This is a genomic window from Mucilaginibacter sp. GW821-FHT07G05 (genome assembly GCF_059418565.1).
In genome coordinates this window covers 341,566-362,403 of the sequence record NZ_JBWKQC010000003.1, presented here as the reverse complement: position 1 = coordinate 362,403, position 20,838 = coordinate 341,566, and the positions used below count along the sequence as shown (strand labels likewise).

24 protein-coding genes are annotated in these 20,838 nt (G+C 44.6%); 7 read left to right on the top strand and 17 right to left on the bottom strand.

The window, feature by feature from the left end; all coding sequences use genetic code 11:
• Nucleotides 1-59: 59 nt before the first annotated feature.
• A complete protein-coding gene (gene bla, locus AC07NA_RS09790; protein WP_494897407.1) occupies nucleotides 60-959 on the top strand; it encodes a class A beta-lactamase, subclass A2 in 900 nt (299 codons plus the stop codon).
• Here the strand turns inward: bla and AC07NA_RS09785 are convergent, their stop codons facing one another.
• The 9 genes from AC07NA_RS09785 to AC07NA_RS09745 form a co-directional block, all read right to left on the bottom strand.
• Nucleotides 960-1,472 (bottom strand): hypothetical protein, encoded by a 513-nt coding sequence (locus AC07NA_RS09785; RefSeq protein ID WP_494897406.1) that lies wholly within the window; start codon nucleotides 1,470-1,472, stop codon nucleotides 960-962.
• A gap of 5 nt (nucleotides 1,473-1,477) precedes the next feature.
• A complete protein-coding gene (locus tag AC07NA_RS09780) occupies nucleotides 1,478-2,743 on the bottom strand; it encodes an alkaline phosphatase family protein (RefSeq protein ID WP_494897405.1) in 1,266 nt (421 codons plus the stop codon).
• A 90-nt stretch (nucleotides 2,744-2,833) separates the two neighbouring features.
• The gene (locus AC07NA_RS09775) at nucleotides 2,834-2,992 is read right to left on the bottom strand and encodes a hypothetical protein (RefSeq protein WP_494897404.1); all 159 of its coding nucleotides are present in this window, start codon (nucleotides 2,990-2,992) and stop codon (nucleotides 2,834-2,836) included.
• 13 nt (nucleotides 2,993-3,005) lie between these two features.
• Nucleotides 3,006-3,698 carry a DUF1345 domain-containing protein gene (locus tag AC07NA_RS09770; RefSeq protein ID WP_494897403.1) on the bottom strand — a complete coding sequence of 231 codons (693 nt, stop codon included), beginning with the start codon at nucleotides 3,696-3,698 and terminating at the stop codon, nucleotides 3,006-3,008.
• A gap of 65 nt (nucleotides 3,699-3,763) precedes the next feature.
• On the bottom strand, nucleotides 3,764-3,964 hold the full coding sequence (locus AC07NA_RS09765; protein WP_494897402.1) for a YwbE family protein: 201 nt from the start codon (nucleotides 3,962-3,964) through the stop codon (nucleotides 3,764-3,766).
• An 8-nt stretch (nucleotides 3,965-3,972) separates the two neighbouring features.
• Complete coding sequence (locus AC07NA_RS09760) at nucleotides 3,973-4,305, bottom strand: DMT family transporter (RefSeq protein WP_494897401.1); 333 nt, start codon at nucleotides 4,303-4,305, stop codon at nucleotides 3,973-3,975.
• 11 nt (nucleotides 4,306-4,316) lie between these two features.
• Nucleotides 4,317-5,420, bottom strand: coding sequence for a redoxin domain-containing protein (locus AC07NA_RS09755; RefSeq protein WP_494897400.1), 1,104 nt, complete (start codon nucleotides 5,418-5,420; stop codon nucleotides 4,317-4,319).
• A gap of 54 nt (nucleotides 5,421-5,474) precedes the next feature.
• The gene (argH, locus tag AC07NA_RS09750) at nucleotides 5,475-6,809 is read right to left on the bottom strand and encodes an argininosuccinate lyase (RefSeq protein ID WP_494897399.1); all 1,335 of its coding nucleotides are present in this window, start codon (nucleotides 6,807-6,809) and stop codon (nucleotides 5,475-5,477) included.
• 52 nt (nucleotides 6,810-6,861) lie between these two features.
• Complete coding sequence (locus AC07NA_RS09745) at nucleotides 6,862-7,392, bottom strand: GNAT family N-acetyltransferase (RefSeq protein ID WP_494897398.1); 531 nt, start codon at nucleotides 7,390-7,392, stop codon at nucleotides 6,862-6,864.
• Between the two features lie 91 nt (nucleotides 7,393-7,483).
• Between AC07NA_RS09745 and AC07NA_RS09740 the strand changes: the two genes are divergently transcribed.
• On the top strand, nucleotides 7,484-7,942 hold the full coding sequence (locus AC07NA_RS09740) for a hypothetical protein (RefSeq protein ID WP_494897397.1): 459 nt from the start codon (nucleotides 7,484-7,486) through the stop codon (nucleotides 7,940-7,942).
• 274 nt (nucleotides 7,943-8,216) lie between these two features.
• Here AC07NA_RS09740 and AC07NA_RS09735 read toward each other — a convergent pair whose 3' ends face one another.
• Nucleotides 8,217-9,281, bottom strand: coding sequence for a M20 family metallo-hydrolase (locus tag AC07NA_RS09735; RefSeq protein WP_494897396.1), 1,065 nt, complete (start codon nucleotides 9,279-9,281; stop codon nucleotides 8,217-8,219).
• Between the two features lie 128 nt (nucleotides 9,282-9,409).
• Here AC07NA_RS09735 and AC07NA_RS09730 point away from each other — a divergent pair, with 128 nt between their 5' ends.
• Entirely contained in the window at nucleotides 9,410-10,288 is an 879-nt protein-coding gene (locus AC07NA_RS09730; RefSeq protein ID WP_494897395.1) for a diiron oxygenase, read from the top strand.
• 48 nt (nucleotides 10,289-10,336) lie between these two features.
• Nucleotides 10,337-10,477, top strand: coding sequence for a hypothetical protein (locus AC07NA_RS09725; protein WP_494897394.1), 141 nt, complete (start codon nucleotides 10,337-10,339; stop codon nucleotides 10,475-10,477).
• A 175-nt stretch (nucleotides 10,478-10,652) separates the two neighbouring features.
• Here the strand turns inward: AC07NA_RS09725 and trxA are convergent, their stop codons facing one another.
• The 5 genes from trxA to AC07NA_RS09700 form a co-directional block, all read right to left on the bottom strand.
• Entirely contained in the window at nucleotides 10,653-10,949 is a 297-nt protein-coding gene (gene trxA, locus AC07NA_RS09720) for a thioredoxin (protein WP_345214159.1), read from the bottom strand.
• Nucleotides 10,950-10,976: 27 nt separating this feature from the next.
• On the bottom strand, nucleotides 10,977-11,294 hold the full coding sequence (locus AC07NA_RS09715; RefSeq protein ID WP_345214158.1) for a hypothetical protein: 318 nt from the start codon (nucleotides 11,292-11,294) through the stop codon (nucleotides 10,977-10,979).
• Between the two features lie 29 nt (nucleotides 11,295-11,323).
• Nucleotides 11,324-11,797 (bottom strand): ferritin-like domain-containing protein, encoded by a 474-nt coding sequence (locus AC07NA_RS09710; RefSeq protein ID WP_494897393.1) that lies wholly within the window; start codon nucleotides 11,795-11,797, stop codon nucleotides 11,324-11,326.
• Nucleotides 11,798-11,859: 62 nt separating this feature from the next.
• Nucleotides 11,860-12,231: a response regulator gene (locus AC07NA_RS09705; RefSeq protein WP_494897392.1), complete on the bottom strand. Its 372-nt coding sequence runs from the start codon at nucleotides 12,229-12,231 to the stop codon at nucleotides 11,860-11,862.
• 61 nt (nucleotides 12,232-12,292) lie between these two features.
• Nucleotides 12,293-15,289: a PAS domain S-box protein gene (locus AC07NA_RS09700; protein WP_494897391.1), complete on the bottom strand. Its 2,997-nt coding sequence runs from the start codon at nucleotides 15,287-15,289 to the stop codon at nucleotides 12,293-12,295.
• Nucleotides 15,290-15,707: 418 nt separating this feature from the next.
• On the opposite strand from AC07NA_RS09700, the gene AC07NA_RS09695 reads away from it, so the two are divergent.
• The gene (locus AC07NA_RS09695) at nucleotides 15,708-16,883 is read left to right on the top strand and encodes a GAF domain-containing sensor histidine kinase (RefSeq protein WP_494897390.1); all 1,176 of its coding nucleotides are present in this window, start codon (nucleotides 15,708-15,710) and stop codon (nucleotides 16,881-16,883) included.
• Between the two features lie 44 nt (nucleotides 16,884-16,927).
• Here AC07NA_RS09695 and AC07NA_RS09690 read toward each other — a convergent pair whose 3' ends face one another.
• Nucleotides 16,928-17,149: a PspC domain-containing protein gene (locus AC07NA_RS09690; protein WP_345214153.1), complete on the bottom strand. Its 222-nt coding sequence runs from the start codon at nucleotides 17,147-17,149 to the stop codon at nucleotides 16,928-16,930.
• Nucleotide 17,150: 1 nt separating this feature from the next.
• On the bottom strand, nucleotides 17,151-18,437 hold the full coding sequence (locus AC07NA_RS09685; RefSeq protein WP_494897389.1) for a DUF2851 family protein: 1,287 nt from the start codon (nucleotides 18,435-18,437) through the stop codon (nucleotides 17,151-17,153).
• 758 nt (nucleotides 18,438-19,195) lie between these two features.
• Between AC07NA_RS09685 and AC07NA_RS09680 the strand changes: the two genes are divergently transcribed.
• Together AC07NA_RS09680 and AC07NA_RS09675 are read left to right on the top strand one after the other, a co-directional pair.
• Nucleotides 19,196-20,512 carry an MFS transporter gene (locus tag AC07NA_RS09680; protein WP_494897388.1) on the top strand — a complete coding sequence of 439 codons (1,317 nt, stop codon included), beginning with the start codon at nucleotides 19,196-19,198 and terminating at the stop codon, nucleotides 20,510-20,512.
• Between the two features lie 104 nt (nucleotides 20,513-20,616).
• Nucleotides 20,617-20,766, top strand: a complete 150-nt coding sequence (locus AC07NA_RS09675; RefSeq protein ID WP_494897387.1) for a hypothetical protein — start codon at nucleotides 20,617-20,619, stop codon at nucleotides 20,764-20,766.
• The last annotated feature ends 72 nt before the right edge of the window (nucleotides 20,767-20,838 follow it).

The following is a 20,838-nucleotide window of genomic DNA, read 5'->3' as shown; positions in this document are numbered from 1 at the left end:
AATTAAAAAGCCCGCATAAACAACAGGCAAAGTATTAATTTTGTGTGCATCTTTTATCTATGAATAACTTATTAAAAACAATTGGCTTCGCCATAATTTGCCTGGTATTACCTGTATTTGCCTTAAAAGCCCAGCAAAAAACACTCAGGCAACAGATACAACAGGTTGCCGCCACCATTGACGGCAAAGTAGGCGTATCGGTAATAAACCTCAAAACAAACGATACGCTAACGCTGAATGGTTATAGCCCCGTGGTAATGCACAGCGTAATGAAACTACCAATAGCCATGGCCGTTTTACATGAAGTAGATAAAGGCAAGCTACAACTAAACCAACAACTATACATCACCAAAGCCGAACTGCTTAAAGATACCTGGAGTCCGCTGCGCGACAAGTATCCAAACGGTAATGTGAAGGTACCGCTAAGCACCTTGTTGAGTTACATGGTATCGCAAAGTGATAATAATGCCTGCGATATTTTGCTGGCCCGCATTGGCGGCCCTGCCGTGGTAGAACGCTACATACATAGCCTCGGTATTAAAAACATAGCCATAAAAGCTTCAGAAGCGCAAATGGCAACCGCGTGGAACGTTCAGTATAGCAATTGGTGTTACGCTACGGCTGTTACAGGTTTATTAAAATTGATAGACAAAGGCAGTGTATTATCAAAAACGAGCAACGCCTTTTTATACAAAATACTGCGGGAAACCACTACCGGACCTAAACGCTTAAGAGGGTTATTACCTGCGGATGCTATAGTTGCACATAAAACAGGTTCATCAGGTACTAATGATAAGGGCCTCTCTCCGGCCACTAATGATGCAGGCATTATTACCTTACTCAACGGCCAACGAATAGCCATAGCTGTATTGATTACCGATACCCATGCCGATGAAGCCAAACGCGAAGGGGTAATTGCCAAAATAAGCCGTTTGGTTTGGGATTATTACAACAAGTAATTAATCTTTAAAGTAATCGGGCTGTTTAGGTTCGGGAATAATAAGGTCTTTGTTAAAGTCGGGGAAGAGTTGGGGTACTTTGTTGTAGGTACTGGAGTTGATATCGAGGAAAGTCCACTTTTTACCCCCATCGCCACTGATAGCCAGCAGGTAATTGTGCATTACTATGCGACCGGTGGTCATTCTAAGTGTTGTGGTTTCGGGTATCAGGCAATGGATCTCCTTACCTGCATTATAAAACTTACCCGGCGAGCCGATTGATGCCGCTTCAATTTTGATTAATCCCTTGGTTTTGAGATCAGTTATCGATGCGGTTAATACTTGCAGCATTTTCTCTTTTGTACCCGCCAGCTGTATCCCTTTGGCATGCATATTATCAACCACAACCTTATAATTGCCTGTAACCAAAGCCTGCGCAACTTTGCTGGCCTGTGCCTTAACTACAGTAGTATCCTGCGCCATTAGCATGGCAGGAAAACAAGTAATGAGGAATATTTTAAGCAGTAGTTTCATCAATATTATTTTTTAAGCAACACCTTATCGGCCAGTTTGTTGTCGCCATCTATTTTCTCGGTGTTCTTCAAATCTAAAATTTTACTGATGAGATTGAATACGCTTACGTTTTTAAAGGGCGCGATGGTGAGGTGCTTTTTAAATTGCGGCCCCCAGGCAAAAAAGGTAGCATGCATATCCTTTATCACATACGGATCATAGCCGTGCCAGCCGGGGTTCAGCTTCTTTTTGTTGTTCAGATTGAAAACCTTTGGATAGCGCGGGATCAGCAATATATCGCCAATACGGTTATGCCAGTCATCGGATGCACGGTAATTGAGTCGCTTAGGTACGTTAGTAGCCAGATAGACATCATAATCTTTCGCTTCCTTTTTTAGTTCGGTATAAGTATGCTTAACATCGGCTTTGTTCCGGGCATATAGTTCTACCAAAATACCATCGCCTGATACTACAAATTTTGAGGTATCAATAGCGTCCGGAACAGGTAGCGGGTTTTGGTTATCAACCCTGGTCATTCCGTGGTCGGCCACAAAGATAAAGTTAACATCGAGGCCGGTAGTTTTAACAGCCTTGTTCAACTCATATACAGCCGAATCAACAAAGTGTACCTTTTCGGCAGTTTCAGGCGCATCGGGGCCGTACACATGGCCGTCGTGATCTACCTGCGGGAAATAGAAAGTAATCAAATGCGGACGTTGTTCGGCGGGCAAATTAAGCCATTTTACTACCGTTTCAATACGGTCATGAATAGGGATCTGCTCGTTATAGGTATAGTAGTAAGTTTGGCGCATATCTTTTATTGCCGCCTCTGATGCTACCCAGTAAAAACTTGCAGCCAGCATTTGCTGCTGTTCGGCTAATATCCAAAGCGGGGTGCCACCATACCATGTGCCATCGCCAACTTTGGCTTTATTGCTCATGTTGTAAAAATCTTTGCGGTCGCGGTCGTAAAAGGTATTGTTCACTAAGCCACTGTGTGATGGATACAAGCCCGTAACCATGGCGTAATGGTTTGGAAAGGTAACCGAAGGATACGAAGGGATCATCGATTCAGCGCGTACACCGCTATCGGCAAAGGCCAGCAGGTGGTCGGCGTGGTGTTTAACCGCGTAATCGTACCGGAAACCATCGGCAGAAATCAGTATAACGTAGGGCTTTTTTTGTTGCTCGGGGCTATTTTTTCTTCCGGGGGTAATCTTTTGAATGGTATCTTCCTGACTAAAAGCAGGTAATGAAAAAATGATCAGCAGCAAATAGAGGCAGTATTTCATGCCGCAAATTTATCGATTTTAAATTACGGCTATGTTAAATTGCGGTGCTGTATAAAAGATGATACAGTGGTGATGACCTTAACCCGGCACTTAATACTCCCACCCTTTGTATTTTGTAAAAGGCTCTTCCAATACAGAAGTTCTGCGGATGTAACGATTACGCTGTTTTTTCAGCCATTTCCTGTCGCCTGCTTTTGGTTTAGCAGAAATATTATGGAGATTTTCAATCTGTATAATTCGTAAAGCCATTTGTATTAATTAATTAACCCGATACCAGACCCGATATCACATTGATACTCAAAGCCACAATAGCGGTGTTAAAAGCGAAGGAAACCAAGCCGTGCATCAGCGTTAAACGTCGGATGGGGCGTGAAGTGATTTCCACATCCGATACCTGGAAAGTCATCCCTACTACAAAGCCAAAGTATACAAAGTCGAGATAGTCAGGGTCTTCTTTCCCCGGGAAATCAAGACCGCCAACTACCGTTTTTTTACCATCATCGGTAATCTCCTGGTAGTATAAATGCGCATACCGCATACTGAACAAAGTATGCACCAGCCACCACGAAACCAATACGGCTGTCATCGACAGGAAGATGTTGGTAGTGATCTCATCATCGGCATGGCCCTTTGATGATTTGAGCAGCAGGTATATAGCCAGCAGGCTAATGAGCGATGCCCCTATTACGAAAAGAAAGATGGCCGTCCGGCTGGAATCTTCCAGACTGGCAATCCTGCGGATCTCGTGCGGATGCGCCCAAATAATGATGATCCAATCGAGCACTATAACGGTAAAGGCAAACGCTATCCAGGTGACCAATGCCACCGCCGGAACCGTTAAATGCCTGAAACAAAAGAAAGCGCCGATAGCCACCGCCAGTGAAACGTATACCCTAAAGTGCGCGTCGAGACGAAAGAAAAAGCTTTTGGGTAACTGGGGTTTTACGGCAGGCATTATTTTGATAACAGATGTATGATCAAATATGCAGATTTTAAATCAGATAGCTATTAGAGGCTTCGTTAATCTTCCTCTATAATTTCGGCTACGCGGCCTACCTGTCCGTCCTCTAAACGTACCTTAATACCACGTGAGTGAAAAGCCGAACTGGTAAGCAAATCTTTAACAATCCCGCGGGTAAATTTACCGCTGCGCTGATCTTTTTTCAGGATGATATCAACCTCTAAACCGGGATATATATCGCTTCTGTTTTGTCCGTTCATGAGTAAAATTAGTGTGAGGTGGATACAAACTTAAGCCCTATAATTGAGCTGATAAGCGTTACTATGAAAAATAAGCGCCAAAACGTGGCAGGTTCTTTAAAAAAGATAATGCCGATGATCACCGTACCCACAGCGCCGATGCCCGTCCACACTGCATAAGCCGTACCTAATGGCAGTGTTTGGGTAGCTTTGTACAGCAACACCATACTCACCGTTAAAAAAACAAGGAAGCCGCCTATCCACCCATAATACGCGTTACCTGCGGCCTCTTTAGCTTTGCCAAGGCAGGTGGTAAAACCTACTTCGCACAGGCCGGCAATAAATAACAAGATCCAGTTCATACCGGCAAATATCAGTTTTTTGCAAGGTAATCTCTTATAAAAGTTTTCATCACCGCTTCGTTATCCTCGCTAAAACCCATCACTTTTTTAACAATGTGGTTTTTATTTGAAACCAAATAGATCTGCGGAATAGAACCTAAATTGTACCTTGCTTCAGCGGTACTAAAATCAGCCTTCGGCACAATAAGCTGCTGCCAGCTCATATTCTCCTGCTCCATAGCCTTTAACCATGCAGCCTTATCTTTATCAATGGATACACTTACCAAACGTAGGCCCGTATCATTAAATTCGCTTGCTATTTTTTTTAATGCCGGTATTTCAAGCCTGCACGGGCCGCACCAGCTGGCCCAAAATACTACCATGTTGAGCTTCTTGGTGCTATCAACTACGTTCACCTGCCTGCCATCCTTATCAGCAAATACGCTATCGGAAAATTGATCTTCCGTTGCAGGGCGTTCATCCAAAAACAGCTTAAGCTTACGGCCTTCATAAGATTGTTTAAGTCCATCATCAAACCCGTTGTATATTGCCGAAACCTGGCTTTTGTTAAAACTATACTTAAGGTTACCCATCGCATACATCACCCAATAGGCATCGGGCTTATCTGCCACAAGTTTTTTAATACGGTTAAATTGTGTAGCACGCCTGTTGGTATCGCCGCTGATGCGGATATAGGGTAGAGTTATATTTTTAAAAGCGAAGTCGTTTTGGGCACCGTTTGTTAAAGTAACGCCGCCCCGTTTTTTGGCAAGATCGCCGGTTAACGTAATTTCTCCTTTTTCTAACAAAAAGTCGGCATAAAGATGAACCTCCTCTCCTTTGGTTTCATAAGGATTAATAACCGCAAGATTTTGTTGTTTATTCTTTTCATCGGCATAAGTAATATATACCAGAAAGGAACTAAAAGCGGTATCCGGGTGCAAACTGAACTCAAACTTACCATCAGTTGCCCGTACCGAATCAATAGGCTTATGATCTGAGAAGTTACGGTACAGGTACACATACCTGTCGCCAATGCCTTTTACGTCGCCTTTAATATAAATGCCGTCGTCGTGCTTGCACGATAAGAAACAGCAGCAAAAAAGCAGCAGGGATACGGAGAGAATGCGTTTCATAGGTTTAGTGTTTAACAGCTTATAAAGCTAATAAACCATTAAACACTAAACAACTTATTTTACCAGCTTACTTACAGCTTCTTCAGTTTTAGTAAAATTGAAATTGCCCAGTAGCTGGTCAAAAGCGGCGGCGATGTGTTCGTTGCCCAAATTACCTATGCTGCCCTCGTGGGTATGGTTCACGGTTTTATCGGGGTTAAAGTTTCCTTCTTCAATGGCCAGTCCTACTTGCTTGTACGCATCGCGGAAAGGCACGCCGTTCAATACCTGCCTGTTCACCTCTTCTACACTAAACAGGTAAGCGTATTTGGCATCGTTCAGGATATCTTCTTTAACGGTGATATTTTGCAGCATAAAGGTTGCCATGTGCAGGCAGCTCTTCAACTCGGTAAATGCAGGGAATAATAGTTCTTTTAGCAATTGCAGCTCGCGGTGGTAGCCTGATGGCAGGTTGGTGGTCATCATGGCTACATCGTTTGGCAGCGCCTGCAGACGGTTGCATTTACCACGCATAATTTCCCAAACATCGGGGTTCTTTTTATGCGGCATAATACTGCTGCCGGTGGTGAGTGTATCGGGATAGCTTACAAAAGCGAAGTTTTGGCTTAAGTAAAGCGCTTGATCCATAGCCATCTTAGCCAGGGTTGCCGCTATCGACGATAATGCCTGCGCAATAATCCGTTCGGTTTTACCACGCCCCATTTGCGCGTAAACAACGTTATAATTCAGGCTCTCGAAGCCAAGTAACTCCGTAGTTAAAGTGCGGTTAAGCGGGAACGACGAGCCATAACCGGCCGCCGAACCCAATGGATTTTTGTTGGTGATCTTATAAGCGGCCAATACCAGTTCCAGGTCATCGGCCAGGCTTTCAGCATAAGCGCCAAACCACAAACCGAATGATGACGGCATGGCTACTTGCAAATGCGTGTAGCCGGGTAACAGCACATCTTTATGTTTCTCACTTAGTTCTATTAACTGGCGAAACAGTATTTCGGTTTCGTTAACTACCTGTTGCAGTTCGTGCCTGAAAAACAGTTTCAGGTCGACTAAAACCTGGTCGTTACGTGAACGACCGCTGTGTATCTTTTTACCGGCATCGCCAATGCTGCGGGTAAGCAGCAGCTCAACCTGCGAGTGTACATCTTCTACATTATCTTCAATAACGAAGCTGCCATCCTCAATGGTTTTATATATTCCTTTCAACTCACGCTGAACCAATGCCAAATCATCGGCACTAAGCAAACCAATGCTTTGCAGCATTTGGGTATGCGCCAGCGATCCCAGTACATCAAAAGCGGCCATCTGGCTGTCGAACTCACGGTCGCGACCTACGGTGAAACTTTCTACCAGTTCATTTACATTGGTTGTTTTTTGCCAAAGCTTACTCATGGTGCAAATATAAAATTATATTACAATGCAGATGGCAAGCAATTGCGCGAGATTATTTATCAGCAGAAAGCGCATATATTACTTCAGGACTATCACCCTGTGGGTTAGGGATCTTTTCGAATCCGAACTTATTCAACAAGCTAAGCGAACGTGCATTTGCAGGAATAGTGTAAGCTTCAATGGTTTTAATTTTCAATTGATTAAAGGCGTAAGCTATCACCGCCGCGAGTGCTTCCTGCATAATGCCTATGCCCTGGTATTCGGGTAATAATTCGTATCCAATTTCGGCAATGTGGTTTGCTTTATTAATGTTCCAGTAAAGTACAGTACCTATCAGTTTATCTTCGCCTTTAAAAGTTATCGCCCAAAAAACAGTTTCATTACTTTGCGTAACCTCCGAAATTTTTTGAATATGGGCGATGGCGTCGTCTACCGACGCGGCTTTTTTGCGGCCGATGTACTTGTTCACTTCATCATCAGATCGTAAGGCAAAAATTGCATCACTATCAGTCATTCTTAATTGACGAAGGATTAGCCGTTCGGTTTGCAATTCGGGAAAAGTGGATAGATCAATTTGAAGCATAAAGCAAGTTAGTCAGTTTTAAAACGATTGGCAAATTACTACGTGATTGAAACTTGTATATTAGCATGCATCGATATGGATGCCAATTAATATGAAACAAGTACTTTCTTATACCATAAAAGTAGGGCTTACCACCCTGCTAATACCTGTGCCGCTTACGCTTGCTATAGGCTTAGCCTATATTAAATACTTGACGGTAACTGCAACCGGCGATTGGATTTTTAACTTTAATGTAAAGTACGTCGATACTATTGTGCTCACCCTCATTTTTGTGGTAACGCTGTTTTTCACCACACGCCACGTGCTGAAGCTTGGATTATCGAACCGGGATATGAAAATACGGATAGCGCTAAGAACAACCTCGCTCACACTGTTTATTTTTGCTTTTTATTATATTATCGTATCTGCGCCCGATACCCTAACCAACTTCCTGCTCACTATTGTGCCTACAGTAATTATTGGTTTGTTGTCTATTTGGTTTTATAAACTAAGGCCGGTGATAGTAGATGAGCAAGCTGAAGTGGAAAGTGCGATTGATCATAGTTCGTAACCATAACGTTAAAAACGAGTCACTTAAAAGCGAGAGGCCGTGTGAAATCAGGTAAAGGTATGGATTGTCACCCTGAGCTTGTCGAAGGGTGCGTGGGTGAAGGCCTCTGCGCACGATCCTTCGACAAGCTCAGGATGACCCGTTTATAAGCACTTTTAAAAACGCGTCATTGCGAGGAACGAAGCAATCTCTACGTGTACAAATTAGCTCTGTATAGCTTAAAGATTGCTTCGCTGCTTTCGCGATGACTATAATCTTATTAATTAGCTCGCTTCTAATTGATCTGTTCCAGCATTTTAACGTACAGTTCTATACCTTCCCGTATTTCATCTACATAAACAAACTCGTCGGCGGTATGTGAGCGGGCCGAATCGCCGGGACCGACCTTGATCGACGGGATATCCAACAATGACTGATCTGACGTGGTTGGCGAACCGTAGGTGATACGGCCTAAAGCTATACCGGCCTGTACTATGGGGTGATTTTTATCTATTGATGATGGCTTTAAACGGATAGAACGTGGTTTTACTTCGCATTTTACATGCTCGCGAATAATTTCCAGTACTTCTTCGTTGCGGTACGCGTCGGTCACACGTACATCTACCGTAAATACACAGCTTGCCGGCACCACGTTATGCTGCGACCCCGCGTTGATAATGGTAACCGACATTTTTATCGGCCCGAAAACTTCTGATTCCTTCGGGAACCTGAACGTGCGGAACCACTCGATATCTGTAAGGGCACGGTAAATAGCGTTATCGCCTTCTTCGCGGGCGGCATGGCCTGCTTTACCATAACTGGTACAATCAAGCACCATCAAACCGCGTTCGGCTATGGCCAGTTGCATCAGGGTTGGTTCGCCTACTATGCCGAAATCCAATTTGCCCAAGTCGGGAATAATCAACTCCAGGCCATTAACGCCCGAAATTTCCTCTTCGGCCGTAGTAGCCAGGCAGAAGTTATATTTAAGACCTTCCTTCTCGAAAAAGTACAGGAACACCGCTATCAGCGATACTAAACAGCCCCCGGCATCATTACTGCCAAGTCCGTAAAGTTTGCCATCTTCAATTTTAGCGTCGTAAGGATCGCGGCTGTAACCCGAGTTGGGCTTTACCGTATCATGGTGCGAGTTGAGCAGAATGGTAGGCTTAGCAGGATCAAAGTGTTTGTTCCAGGCCCATATATTATTAAGCTTGCGGTGGGTTTCCACACCATGTTGTTGTAAAAATTGTTCTATCAGGTCGGCAGTGCGGTCTTCTTCCCTGCTGAATGATGGTATTGATATGAGTTGCTGTAGCAGTTGAACTGCTTGCTGAAACAGATGTTGTATATCGGCCATATTAAATGGGGTATCCCCCTAAGGTTTTTTGCAAATGCAAAAATAAGTTTTTTTATCAAGTATACTTTGAGCCAACGTTTAATTAAATGTTTAGTAATTTTGATTTAACAGTACTTTAAAAAATCAGCATGCAAGCATTTGAGGTTGAACGGCTTATAAAAATAAGTAAAGAACGCCCTTTACTGCCCGAAACTTATGTACCCTGGCAGCTTAACCCGGCAGAACAGGATATTTACCTGCCCGAAATACTCCATTCGCTCGAAGGACTTGACCTATACAACACCTTAAGCACCCAACAAAAGCTTGACCTTGGCAGGCACGAAGCCGTGCAGGTAATGTACTCATATGGCTGGGGCGAAGGTTTGTTTTGCGTGTTTATGTCGCGCTATATGCTTACGCTTAAACCTACCGATGTGGAGTACCGTTTTTTGCTGCGCGAACTTATTGAAGAGTACCGCCACCAGGAAATGTTTGCCCAGGCCGTAGCGCGCCTGCAAGGCGATCCTTTGCCGCCTACCCGCTTCCATAAATTTATTGGGCAGTTCAGCACCAAATACTTTGCTGCCGATTACCTGTTTATGGGCAGCGTAGCCATTGAGTTGGTTACCGATACCTATGGCAATTACAGCCGCCGCGAACCACGGATTTATCCTGTACTGAAAAAAGTGTTCGACCTGCATAATATTGAGGAAGGCAGGCACATTCATTTTACCAAATGGTTGCTGGAGCGCTATACAGCCAAGGCCGGATACATCAAACGATCTGCCTATAGTTTCGTGATATTGTTCAATATTTACTTTTTGCGGACGCTGTACGTGAAGAAAGAGATTTTTGAGCGAATAGGAATAGAGAACGCCGATGCGGTTTACCAATTAGCATTCAACAATTACAAAAAGAAATTTGCCGATACCTGCCTGCAAAACATAACCGAATTTGTGGAGAGCTGGGGCGGCTTTAACCGTACCACACGCTGGGCGTGGCGCTGGTTATTGAATGCCAAAGTTTAGTTTGGCAATGTAATTATCGGCACATATATTAGTGCATAAATAAACGCGATGAACGCTCAATCAAAAAAACGCTTAAAGATTACCGTACTGGCTTTTGCAGTAGTTATTATAATCAACAACTGGCCCGCTATTAAACGCGGCTTTACCGATGGTTTTAATGAAGGATGGAATAGTATTCCTGCTAAGTAATAGTCTGCATTTTTAAATTAACTCACCCCGACTACGCTGCGCTGGTCGACTCTCTCTGCTACGCAAAGAGGGTGAAAAAAAAGCATTAAAAAAAACCTTCTGTGCGTGGCAGAGAAGGTGGGTTGGGCTAAGCGAAGACCGGATGAGTAAAATTCGATATTACTTAGTCACCGCTTTACACGTACTGCTGTATAATTTGCTGGAGCTGCCCGGCCTGTACCACGCCTGATTGCCTCCATTTGGTTTGGCTGTTTTGAAATAAGATGAGCGTGGGCACACTTTGTATATGATAGGCATTGGCTACCTGCGGGTTCTTATCCACATCTATCTTTAAAATAGTTACGGCATCGCCCATTGCTTTCTTCAATTGTTCCAGTATTGGCGGCATCATTTTACATGGACCGCACCACTCTGCCGAAAAATCAATCAGCACCGGTTTTTCTGAAGCTATTATTTCCTGAAAGTTTGCCATTATCGTATCTCCTTATCTATCTAAAAATTAAACATCGGTTTTGCCGGTATGGGGTTCCAGGTTTTTGCTGAGGTTATAACGCAGGTGCCCTTCTTCTTCTACCGCTTTTAACAAGCCTTTGTCATACAAACCTATCAATATCTTTTGAGTATTTTGGGTGATAACGGCCATCTCCGTGTCAGGTTCTAACTCGTGCAGTTTTTCGCTTACTTCGGCAATGGTTCCGTTGTTTAGTTCGGCCAGCGAAAATATAACTTTATCCTGCCAGCTTTCGGCGGCCTCATATTTATGAGGTACGTGCACAGGCTTAAACTCTTCTATAAATGATTCATCAACCGGATCCATGATCTTAATATTTTAAAGGGTGATTGAAATTATGAATTAACGGTAGCATCTCTCAATGCCTTAACCGAATCATGCGCGGTTTTTAACGCATCTAACTGACCGGTGAGCAGGGCTACCACCTTGTCGTCTTCCCATATCAGTTCTTTATCATCAAGCGCTTTGCGGTAGCCTGCCTTGATCACATCCTCGCCCGATTCTACACCTGCTAATACCGAATGCCTGCCGGGCGTACCGAAAACAGATTTAACATCCGTCCAGGTGTTCGATAATTTACCGGCAAGGGTAGTACCGTCGGCAGGTTCGCCGCCTAAAACGTGAATGTAATCTTTCAGCTCGTTTACATTGGCCTTGCTTTGGTCAATATATTCGGCAAACAGGGTTTTAAGCCCGGTATCATCGGTATTTTCGGTCGCTTTTTCTAAACCTGCAATACGATCGTTATTGGCCTTAATCAATTCGTTAAGACCAACTATCTGGTGTTGTATATGCTGTAATGTGCCCATTTTAGTATCTATTGGTTATATAGATAGTAACAGGGCCGCGGGCTTTATGTTTTTTATTTTAGCTACGCCGATTTTTGGGTAAGCGTTTCTATCTTTTGCAGCAGATCGTTCATTTCGAAAGGTTTAGCCAAAAAATCATTGGCGCCGGCATCCAGTGCCGATTCGCGCACATCCTTGCTGGCCGATATCATCAGCACGGGCATGTGTCTCTTTGATTCATCCTCTTTCAGCTTACGGCATATATCGCGCCCGTCTTCGCCGCTCATCCAAATATCGAGCAACAGCAAGTCGGGCAGTTCTCCGCTTAAATTTAATACTGATGAGCCATCACCGGTAGATGTTACCGCATATCCCTCAAACTCCAATAGCATTTCAACCGCGTCAACAATTCCGGGGTCGTCATCTGCAATCATTATCCTCTTTTGGCCTGTCATGTTAATGTTAATTGATCAAATTTATTATATTCCTATAAGCTATAAAAGCTATATACAAAATTTAGTTGAGTGTGGTTACGGGCAGCGAAAAACAAAAGGTAGAGCCTTTGCCTTCAATGCTGTTTACCCATATACGCCCGCCCTCTCGTTTTATAATTTCTGATGAGATGTATAAGCCCAGCCCAAGACCGGGGAAAGTATGTTGTTTGCTGCCGCTAACGCGATAAAATTGCTCAAACACCTTATCCTGTTTATTATCTGCTATTCCGATGCCAAAATCCTGTACGCAAACAACAATTTCCTGTTTTTCGCGCCGGGTGCTTACAATTATCCTATCGGCCTGCGGCGAATACTTAATTGCGTTGGTAATAAGGTTGGTGATCACCTGGCCTATGCGGTCTTTATCGGTGTAAATTTTCCCGGTTTCGGTAAAATCTTCAACAAGTTTGTGGCGGTGTGTGGTGTGCTGCAAATCAACCATGGTTTCGCGCACCACTTTATTAATATCAAACCATACCTTATTAAACTGCAAACGGCCCGAATTTATTTTAGTAACATCCAGTAAATCACCAATTAAATTGGTGAGGCGGTTTACCTGGGCATCCATACGGCTTACCATTTCGGCTTTGCGCTGTTCGCCCTCTTTTTCGAGCATGGCGCCAAGCACCTGGGCGTAGGCTTTTATACTGGTAACCGGGGTTTTCAATTCGTGACTGGCGATACCCAAAAAGTCGTCTTTTTGGCGCTGCATCTGCTTTTGCTCGTCAATATCGGTATTGGTGCCAAACCATTTTACAATTTTACCATCGCGCGTAAAAGGCAGCGCCCGGGCCAAATGCCAGCGATAAATGCCGTCGCTTCCCTTCAGCCTGAATTCTACCTGAAACGGACTACCGCTTTGTATAGAGTGCAGCCAGGCCTTTGTGGTTGGCAGCATATCATCGGGGTGTACAAAGTTTTGCCATATATCGGCAAGCTCGCCCTCGTTGTTACCAAAATAGTCGATAGCGCGCTGGTTTACATAATCGAGGTCTCCGTTTACGGTAGCCGTCCATAACTGTACGGGCATAAAATTGTTCACAAACTCAAACTGGCCAACCTGTACATTCAGCTCTATATTGCGCTCCTGCAATTGCTGCTCAATGAGGGTATATTCGGTAACATCGGTACATGAGCCTATATAACCGGCAAAAGTACCGTCACTATGGTATTGCGGGTTGCCGGTAGCCACACACCAGCGGATCTCACCATCCTTACGGATCAACCTGAATGAAACCTCATAATGCCTGCGTGCCGCCAGATCGCCGATGAATTTTTTCGCGGCTATCGCCCTGTCTTCTGCTACTAAAGGCTGTAGCCAGCCATCGCCCATTACTTCGTCGTTGGTTTGGCCTGTCCAGTCGAGCCAGGTTTGGTTGGTATAAATTATCCTGCCCTCCCTGTCCGACATCCACAGCGCCGTTGGCGATGCGGTGGTAATATTGTGCAGCAGGTGCTGACTATCCTGCAAAGCTTTCTTATCAGCAATCTCCTGCCGCAAATCGCGCGCAATAGATGCCCTGCCCTGCGCCTTTCCGGTCAGACTATCGTACACCAGCATGCTGCTACCCTCAACAGGTATAGCTTCGCCGGTTTTGAAGTGACGATAATCAACACGACCTGTCCACCGGCCTTCTTCCAGCAGTTGTTTGTTTATTTCATCCTTCAGCCTCTTTATTTCATAAGGCATAATAAACTGGCTGTTATGTCCCAAATTAGTAGTGTTGGCATCAATACCCAACATGGCTCTGCCGGTGGCGTTAACATAAGTAACGGTACCATCCAGTTCGGAAAGGCTTACAAAGCCGCTGCTGCTATCAATCAGCGCGAGCAGTTTATTACGTTCGTTATTGGCGGCAAGCTCGGGCCTAAGATCGCGGTTTACCGATGCCAGTGCTATAGGCGTGCCCGAAATAGGCCCATCTATCCGGAATGAGTTAATAAACACCGGAATGGCTTCGCCGGTAACAAGGTTACGGTACCGCATCCTGCCCGACCATTTACCCTTACTCATCAGCGCGGGTATGATCTCCTGCTCCAAAACAGGCACATCCTCCGGAAAGTAGATTTTACTGGCATGCAAGGGGGCGTAGTTTTCCTCATCGGCTATGCCTAATAGCTGCAAACCTGCTTTGTTTATATAATTGATATTGCCATCTAAATCGGCGGTGCAAATAATGTCGTCGGTATTTTCAACCAGCGCGGTTAGGCGGCGCTGCTGTTTTTGTTCGTTTACTTCGGTGCTGATATCGCGGGCTGTACCTGCAAAACGATAGGCAATGCCATCACTGTTAAAATAGGCTTTACCCTCGCAACGCAACCAGCGGATCTTCCCATCGGCAGCACCTATAGTACGAAACTCCACCTTGTAATCACCACCCGAAGCAATATCGAGCGCGTTTAGCACCGCTTTGTTTACCCGCTCTACATCGGCAGGGTGCATGTGTTTTAAAACGCCTTCATAACTAATATGATCGCCCTTGGGGAAACCGTACAGCTCTTTGCATTTTTCATCCCAGGTAACTATATTATTGATAGGGTCGAGATCCCAGGTGCCCAGTTCTCCGGCCCTTAACGCTACACGGGTACTTTGCTCACTTTCGGCAAGTTTTCTGCGGGTAATTGCCAGTTCGGTAACATCGGTAGCGGTATTTAAAATGGCCCATACCCTGCCCTCTTTATTTTTAAGGCCTTTGTAGGTAAAGCTGAAGTAAAAGCGTTGCAGTTGGCCGTCAATTAAAAAATCAACCGCGTCTTCGCCGGATTGGTAGGGAATGCCGGTAGTATAAACATCATCAAGCAGCTGATGAAAGGGTTGGCCTTCCAGCTCGGGCAGTGCCTCGCGTAAAGTTTGGCCAATAATGTTGCCCTTGCCCCATATTTGCAGCATGGCATCGTTGGCCAGCTGTATACGCATTTCGCGCCCTACATACAGGCCCACAGCCGTAGGCGATTCCTCAATTAACGTACGGAAAATGCTATCGTTATTTAGCAGATCAAAGTCCCGTTCGTTATCCATCAGCAAGTAAAATTAACCCCATAAAAATCTACCCTTGAATAATTTTTGTTAACAATGTATAATACCTGAAACAGCAAATTGTTTTAAGTTTTTCAAATTATATTTTAACGACAAAAACAGAACGTTATACCTAAATAATTTACATTAAAATCTATCAATTGGCTGCAAACAGCAAATAAATAAAAATAGGCTTACCGGCACATCCGCATTTTATTCAACATTACGTGGAATACCTTTTAGGTTGTTTACTATTAACCATACAATAATAAAATTAACCAATATAACATTTAAGTATTACCCATCGTATAAATTGTAATATCAGTTAACCAACCTCTCCTAATTTCAATTGTAACATTTTTGTTAATATTCTTTAGTACATTTGGGAGTGATCCCCCTATTTAACCAATAACTATAAAAAATGAGAACCGCCGGTTTTCCGAGTAACGAGCAGAAACGCCTGCAAGAACTTTATAATATTGAACTGTTAGACACCCCGCACGAAAAGGAGTTTGACGACATAGTACAGCTGGCATCTGACCTGTGCGATATGCCCATATCGCTCATTAGTTTGGTTGATGCCAACAGGCAATGGTTTAAAGCACGTGTAGGGCTCGATGTTGATGAAACCAACCGCGATATTTCTTTTTGCAGTCACGCTATTTTGCAGGATCATTTATTTGAAGTGCCCGATGCTAAAGAGGATATCCGCTTTAACGATAACCCGTTGGTAATTGATAACCCGGCAATAAGGTATTATGCCGGTGTTCCGCTGGTTACCAAGGCCGGGAACAGGCTGGGCACGCTATGCGTTATTGATAAAATGCCCCGCATGCTTACCGAAAAACAACGCAACGGTTTAAAGGTATTGGCCGATAACGTGATCAAGATAGCGGAACTACGCATCAAGAATAAACACCTTAATTATCTTACCCAAACGCAAAAACGCATTATATCTATACTGGCGCATGATGTGCGCAATCCGCTGGCCTCTATTAAATCGGTGATTGAATTCAGGCGGTCCGACATGCTCGATGAATACGAGGCCGCCGAAATGATGGGGCTGGTTGAGGTACAACTGGACAGTACCATTGATATGATTGAGAATGTAGTGAACTGGGGCGAGATGCAGCTTAAGTTCGATATTCTGAACTTCGAAAACATTCTACTGCACGACCTGATCTGTAACATAGCCGATTCGCTTACCCTGAACAGCCATAGCAAGCATAACCTGATAGTGAACGATATTCCGCAGGAGTTTACTGTGCGTACTGATAAGCGGGTGATTGAGTTTATTTTGCGCAACCTCATCAGCAACGCCAATAAGTTTACCGAGAACGGCACCGTTACCATTACCGCTAAAACCGATGCCCACCTAACCACTATTGAAGTAGCCGATACAGGCGTAGGTATGCTGCCCGAAAAAGCAGCCGGTTTGCTCAACGGAACCAACAGCAATACTACCGAGGGTACCCGTAACGAAAAAGGAAATGGATTGGGCCTGATGCTGGTAAAAGAATTTGTTGACCGAATGGGCGGCAGCATGACCATAGAAAGCACCGTTGGCATAGGCACAAAGTTCACCCTAACGGTATAAAACCCTTGCAAAAATTGTCGCGATAAAACTGAACAGATTGTTTTTTAGAAATCGGTTAAACGGGTACGTTTGCGTTTAACGTAGTTGCGGATATCAAGCACAATACCGGCAAAGAAATAAAAGATAAGCGGGAAACCAACCGCCAAAAAAGATGAGTAGATAAAGAACAGCCTGATCTTAGCTATTGATACATTAAAACGCTCACCAAGGTAAGTGCATACCCCAAAAGAGTACCGTTCAAAAAATGTAATTATCCGCTGTAGCATATCAGGCCAACTTTAGTATTTTATTACCAACGCCGCAATCGAGGCATTTCTTATAATTGCAGTAACTATTTTTTAGTTCCAGCAAACCCTGCGATTCAAAGGCGTTGTTTATTTTCACCCCTAAGGTAGCAAAATCCCCTGTAATATTGTTCTTTTCGGCAGGTAAACTTTCCAACAACTTTATGGCGCGGCTAATATAGTAGCCCTGCTGATGGTGCCTGCCATAACTGAACAAAAATAACACCACCGTATTCAGTAACAATAAGTTAACCGATGCCTGCCCCAATTGTTTTGATGAAGGTGCAGATTCGGCATCGAACCGGTAATGGGTTTCCCAGTACTCGTTTACCGTTACATCGGCAAACAGCTTGCGCAGGCTACCCACCTCCTTTATTTCTAAAACCTTGCTCAATAAATGGTTCGAGCGGATGATGAACGCCGCGAACTGCGCCAGCCTGATGGTAGGAAAATTTTGAGGGCGAAGGCGCATAAACTTCCAAAGGTGGTTTTCTATAGGTTTTAGTTTGTGTTTCTTTTGCAGAAAGCTGTATTCTGCCTTTAGTTTTAGTGGGTATTCATCTTTAAAATCGCCCTCTAAAAAACCGGCCTGTCCAAAAATGAGCGCCTCTATTTGCAGCGCGTAATTCTTATGCTTCGCGAGGATGATCTGCGGCAATGATTTCGCCATCAGTTCAAACGGCAGCGCGTTAATTTTGAACCCGAAGTTGGCCGCCAAAAAACGATAAAAGGTTTCTTCCCAATCGCCACGGTTAAGCGTTAGTGCTGAAATAACCGTTTCCGAGCGCTTCTCCAAACGTTCAATCATAATACGCGATAGCCAGTTGTGCATGGTTAAACCATCAACCAAACCAATGCTGGCTTCGCAAGGGATCACCTGTTGATTACCGTATACCAAATGATGATAGCGATTGTACAGCACCTCCGGGATACGGTCTTGCAGTTCGAGCGTTGGGATGCGGCGCCCGTTGGGTAATATAACAGGCTCATCGTCGCGGTACACCACGTGCAGTATCACATTGTCATAAGCATTATCGCCAACATGGCCATGTTTTTGCCAGTCGGACGATTTAAGGTGCAGTTCTACATTGCCCGCCCAAACGGTATCGCCAATGCGGATGCGGGCGGTTTGAAAATCGGGCCCGGCATCCTTATTATGCAGCCCGGCCGAAAACACCTCTATCTCTTCGCCATCAACAGTTCGCAGATCGGCACGTTCAAACAACCTGAATTTCCATACGTAATGCAAAAAGTCTTCGGTGAAAAGCATGAAGCAAGATAATTATTTTTTGAGATGCGAGGGTATGTGTTTTAAGTTAGATTTTATATTATCCTTTTCATATTTTCGGTTATCAATTCGGAGTTTTTAAGTTCATTGGGGCTTTGAAGGTGAAATAGTATTTGATGCGTCACAAACTCTCTACTTAGGCTGTGCCTGTGCTGTGATTAATGTTGGTCTGCTCTTGGGCGCAGTGCCCCATTACTTTTGAGGGCAAAAGTAACAAAACCCTTGTCCAGCAAAAGGCTTCTTTGCCGCACGAGGCCATGCCCTGCAAATCGTGCAGAACTTGGGGCTGGAACTTTTGCCCCGCCGCTCATTTCCTCCCCACATGCAACAAGTTCGCTATGCCCGCCTTTGCGCTCTTGGCCAACGCAGTTCTGCCCGCTTTCGCCCGAAGCTGTTTGCTGACGGTGAACTTCGCATATACTTGGGTTTGCGCAGGTCTTAGAAAGACGTGTCATTGCTGTGAGGCACGAAGCAATCGCGAACTATACAAAGCGCCTCTGTAGGTCGGGGATTGCTTCACTGCGTTCGCAATGACGATGTTTTTACATTTACGCCCTCGCGTTAGTGATGGTAGCGGATACCGGCCTTGCGCCTAATGCCTTGTGCGCGTATGAGCGTACAGCACGGGCCGAAGGCAACGCCAAAAAACAAAAATTAAAACCCGTCGACAACACCATCCCTTAATACCGGGAACTTAATCAAAACATTTATTTTTATCTTGCTCCAAATAAACCAACTCTATGAGCAACATAACCCACACACCTACCACTACTGCCGACAGGATACGATCTATCATCGGTGGCTCTATGGGCAACCTGGTAGAATGGTACGATTGGTATATATACTCGGCTTTTTCGTTGTACTTCGCAAAGTCGTTCTTTCCTAAGGGTGATGAAACCGCGCAATTACTTGATACGGCCGGTGTATTTGCCATCGGCTTTTTAATGCGGCCTATAGGCGGCTGGCTCATGGGTACTTTTGCCGATCGCCGGGGACGCAAAACAGCGCTCACCTTTTCGGTATTGCTGATGAGTGTTGGCTCCCTTATTATTGCCGTTATACCATCGTACGAAAAGATTGGCGTAGCGGCGCCTTTACTGCTGGTTATCGCCCGTATACTTCAAGGGCTTAGCGTAGGCGGCGAATATGGCACCAGCGCTACTTACCTAAGCGAAATGGCCAGCAAAAAGCATCGCGGTTTCTACTCCAGCTTTCAATACGTAACGCTGATTATGGGGCAGCTACTCGCATTGGGTGTACTGGTGCTTTTGCAACGTGTATTTTTAACCGAAGAGCAACTGCATAGCTGGGGTTGGCGTATTCCATTTGGTATTGGTGCTATGCTGGCCGTAATTACCATGTATCTGCGACGCAGTTTGCACGAATCGGCATCGTTCTCAAAAACGGAGGGCAAAAGCAAATCGATGCAGGGTACCTTACGGGCTTTGGCGCAGCATCCGAAAGCGGTGTTCACCGTTATTGGTTTAACATTGGGCGGCACAGTAGCTTTTTATACATTCACTACCTATATGCAAAAGTTTTTGGTGAACACCAGCGGTTTCAGCAAAAGCAACTCCACGCTGATATCAACCTTAACATTAGTTGTTTTTATGCTGATACAGCCTTTGTTCGGGTGGATATCTGACAAGGTGGGCCGCAAGCCATTGCTCATTACCTTCGGTGTGCTGGGGACGCTTACTACCGTACCTATATTGACAGAACTTACCGATACGCATAGCGACTGGGCTGCCTTTTGGCTGATCATGCTGGCATTGGTGGTGGTGAGCAATTACACCTCTATTAACGCGGTGGTAAAGGCCGAACTTTTCCCGGCGCACATACGGGCATTGGGCGTGGGCTTTCCGTATGCTATAGCGGTATCGGTTTTTGGTGGTACTGCCGAGCTTATCGCGCTTAAATGTAAAGACCTGCATCACCCCGAATGGTTCTTTTGGTATGTTACCGCCTGTATACTGGTATCGTTAATTATATACAGCACCATGAGCGATACACGGAAATTTTCAAAAATTGAGGAAGAAGATCTGCTTGAACCTTAATGAGATATACGTTAAAGCAAATTGTAACTGATCAATTACAATAACAGCGGTTAAACCCTGTGTGGCCTGGCAGCGTCATAGATGTATAATTTAATACTTATACAATGGACGCGAAACTAAACACTATAAAGGCCGATCTTTACAACGTATTTGTAGAGGGTAATGCCGACAGGCAACAATTAGCCAGGATATTTTTGTTATTATTTATACCCCTAATGAGTTTATACATTGCGGTAGGCAAAATGCCCAACTAATAACCAAACTCATGGCGATGGTTCATAGCTATAGATTTACCCCTAACTATAATACGCTATGAACCATCTGAT

Excerpts from the sequence above, each read along its gene's own strand:
- AC07NA_RS09705 (WP_494897392.1), bottom strand. The coding sequence starts at position 12,231 with ATGACAGGCCAAAAGAGGATAATGATTGCAGATGACGACCCCGGAATT.
- AC07NA_RS09780 (WP_494897405.1), bottom strand. The coding sequence starts at position 2,743 with ATGAAATACTGCCTCTATTTGCTGCTGATCATTTTTTCATTACCTGCT.
- AC07NA_RS09715 (WP_345214158.1), bottom strand. The coding sequence starts at position 11,294 with ATGGATCCGGTTGATGAATCATTTATAGAAGAGTTTAAGCCTGTGCAC.
- AC07NA_RS09695 (WP_494897390.1), top strand. The coding sequence starts at position 15,708 with ATGAGAACCGCCGGTTTTCCGAGTAACGAGCAGAAACGCCTGCAAGAA.
- AC07NA_RS09690 (WP_345214153.1), bottom strand. The coding sequence starts at position 17,149 with ATGCTACAGCGGATAATTACATTTTTTGAACGGTACTCTTTTGGGGTA.
- AC07NA_RS09745 (WP_494897398.1), bottom strand. The coding sequence starts at position 7,392 with ATGCTTCAAATTGATCTATCCACTTTTCCCGAATTGCAAACCGAACGG.
- AC07NA_RS09765 (WP_494897402.1), bottom strand. The coding sequence starts at position 3,964 with ATGAACGGACAAAACAGAAGCGATATATATCCCGGTTTAGAGGTTGAT.
- AC07NA_RS09775 (WP_494897404.1), bottom strand. The coding sequence starts at position 2,992 with ATGGCTTTACGAATTATACAGATTGAAAATCTCCATAATATTTCTGCT.
- AC07NA_RS09700 (WP_494897391.1), bottom strand. The coding sequence starts at position 15,289 with ATGGATAACGAACGGGACTTTGATCTGCTAAATAACGATAGCATTTTC.
- AC07NA_RS09735 (WP_494897396.1), bottom strand. The coding sequence starts at position 9,281 with ATGGCCGATATACAACATCTGTTTCAGCAAGCAGTTCAACTGCTACAG.
- AC07NA_RS09785 (WP_494897406.1), bottom strand. The coding sequence starts at position 1,472 with ATGAAACTACTGCTTAAAATATTCCTCATTACTTGTTTTCCTGCCATG.
- AC07NA_RS09760 (WP_494897401.1), bottom strand. The coding sequence starts at position 4,305 with ATGAACTGGATCTTGTTATTTATTGCCGGCCTGTGCGAAGTAGGTTTT.
- AC07NA_RS09770 (WP_494897403.1), bottom strand. The coding sequence starts at position 3,698 with ATGCCTGCCGTAAAACCCCAGTTACCCAAAAGCTTTTTCTTTCGTCTC.
- AC07NA_RS09740 (WP_494897397.1), top strand. The coding sequence starts at position 7,484 with ATGAAACAAGTACTTTCTTATACCATAAAAGTAGGGCTTACCACCCTG.
- AC07NA_RS09685 (WP_494897389.1), bottom strand. The coding sequence starts at position 18,437 with ATGCTTTTCACCGAAGACTTTTTGCATTACGTATGGAAATTCAGGTTG.
- AC07NA_RS09725 (WP_494897394.1), top strand. The coding sequence starts at position 10,337 with ATGAACGCTCAATCAAAAAAACGCTTAAAGATTACCGTACTGGCTTTT.
- AC07NA_RS09730 (WP_494897395.1), top strand. The coding sequence starts at position 9,410 with ATGCAAGCATTTGAGGTTGAACGGCTTATAAAAATAAGTAAAGAACGC.
- argH (WP_494897399.1), bottom strand. The coding sequence starts at position 6,809 with ATGAGTAAGCTTTGGCAAAAAACAACCAATGTAAATGAACTGGTAGAA.
- bla (WP_494897407.1), top strand. The coding sequence starts at position 60 with ATGAATAACTTATTAAAAACAATTGGCTTCGCCATAATTTGCCTGGTA.
- AC07NA_RS09710 (WP_494897393.1), bottom strand. The coding sequence starts at position 11,797 with ATGGGCACATTACAGCATATACAACACCAGATAGTTGGTCTTAACGAA.
- AC07NA_RS09675 (WP_494897387.1), top strand. The coding sequence starts at position 20,617 with ATGGACGCGAAACTAAACACTATAAAGGCCGATCTTTACAACGTATTT.
- AC07NA_RS09680 (WP_494897388.1), top strand. The coding sequence starts at position 19,196 with ATGAGCAACATAACCCACACACCTACCACTACTGCCGACAGGATACGA.
- trxA (WP_345214159.1), bottom strand. The coding sequence starts at position 10,949 with ATGGCAAACTTTCAGGAAATAATAGCTTCAGAAAAACCGGTGCTGATT.
- AC07NA_RS09755 (WP_494897400.1), bottom strand. The coding sequence starts at position 5,420 with ATGAAACGCATTCTCTCCGTATCCCTGCTGCTTTTTTGCTGCTGTTTC.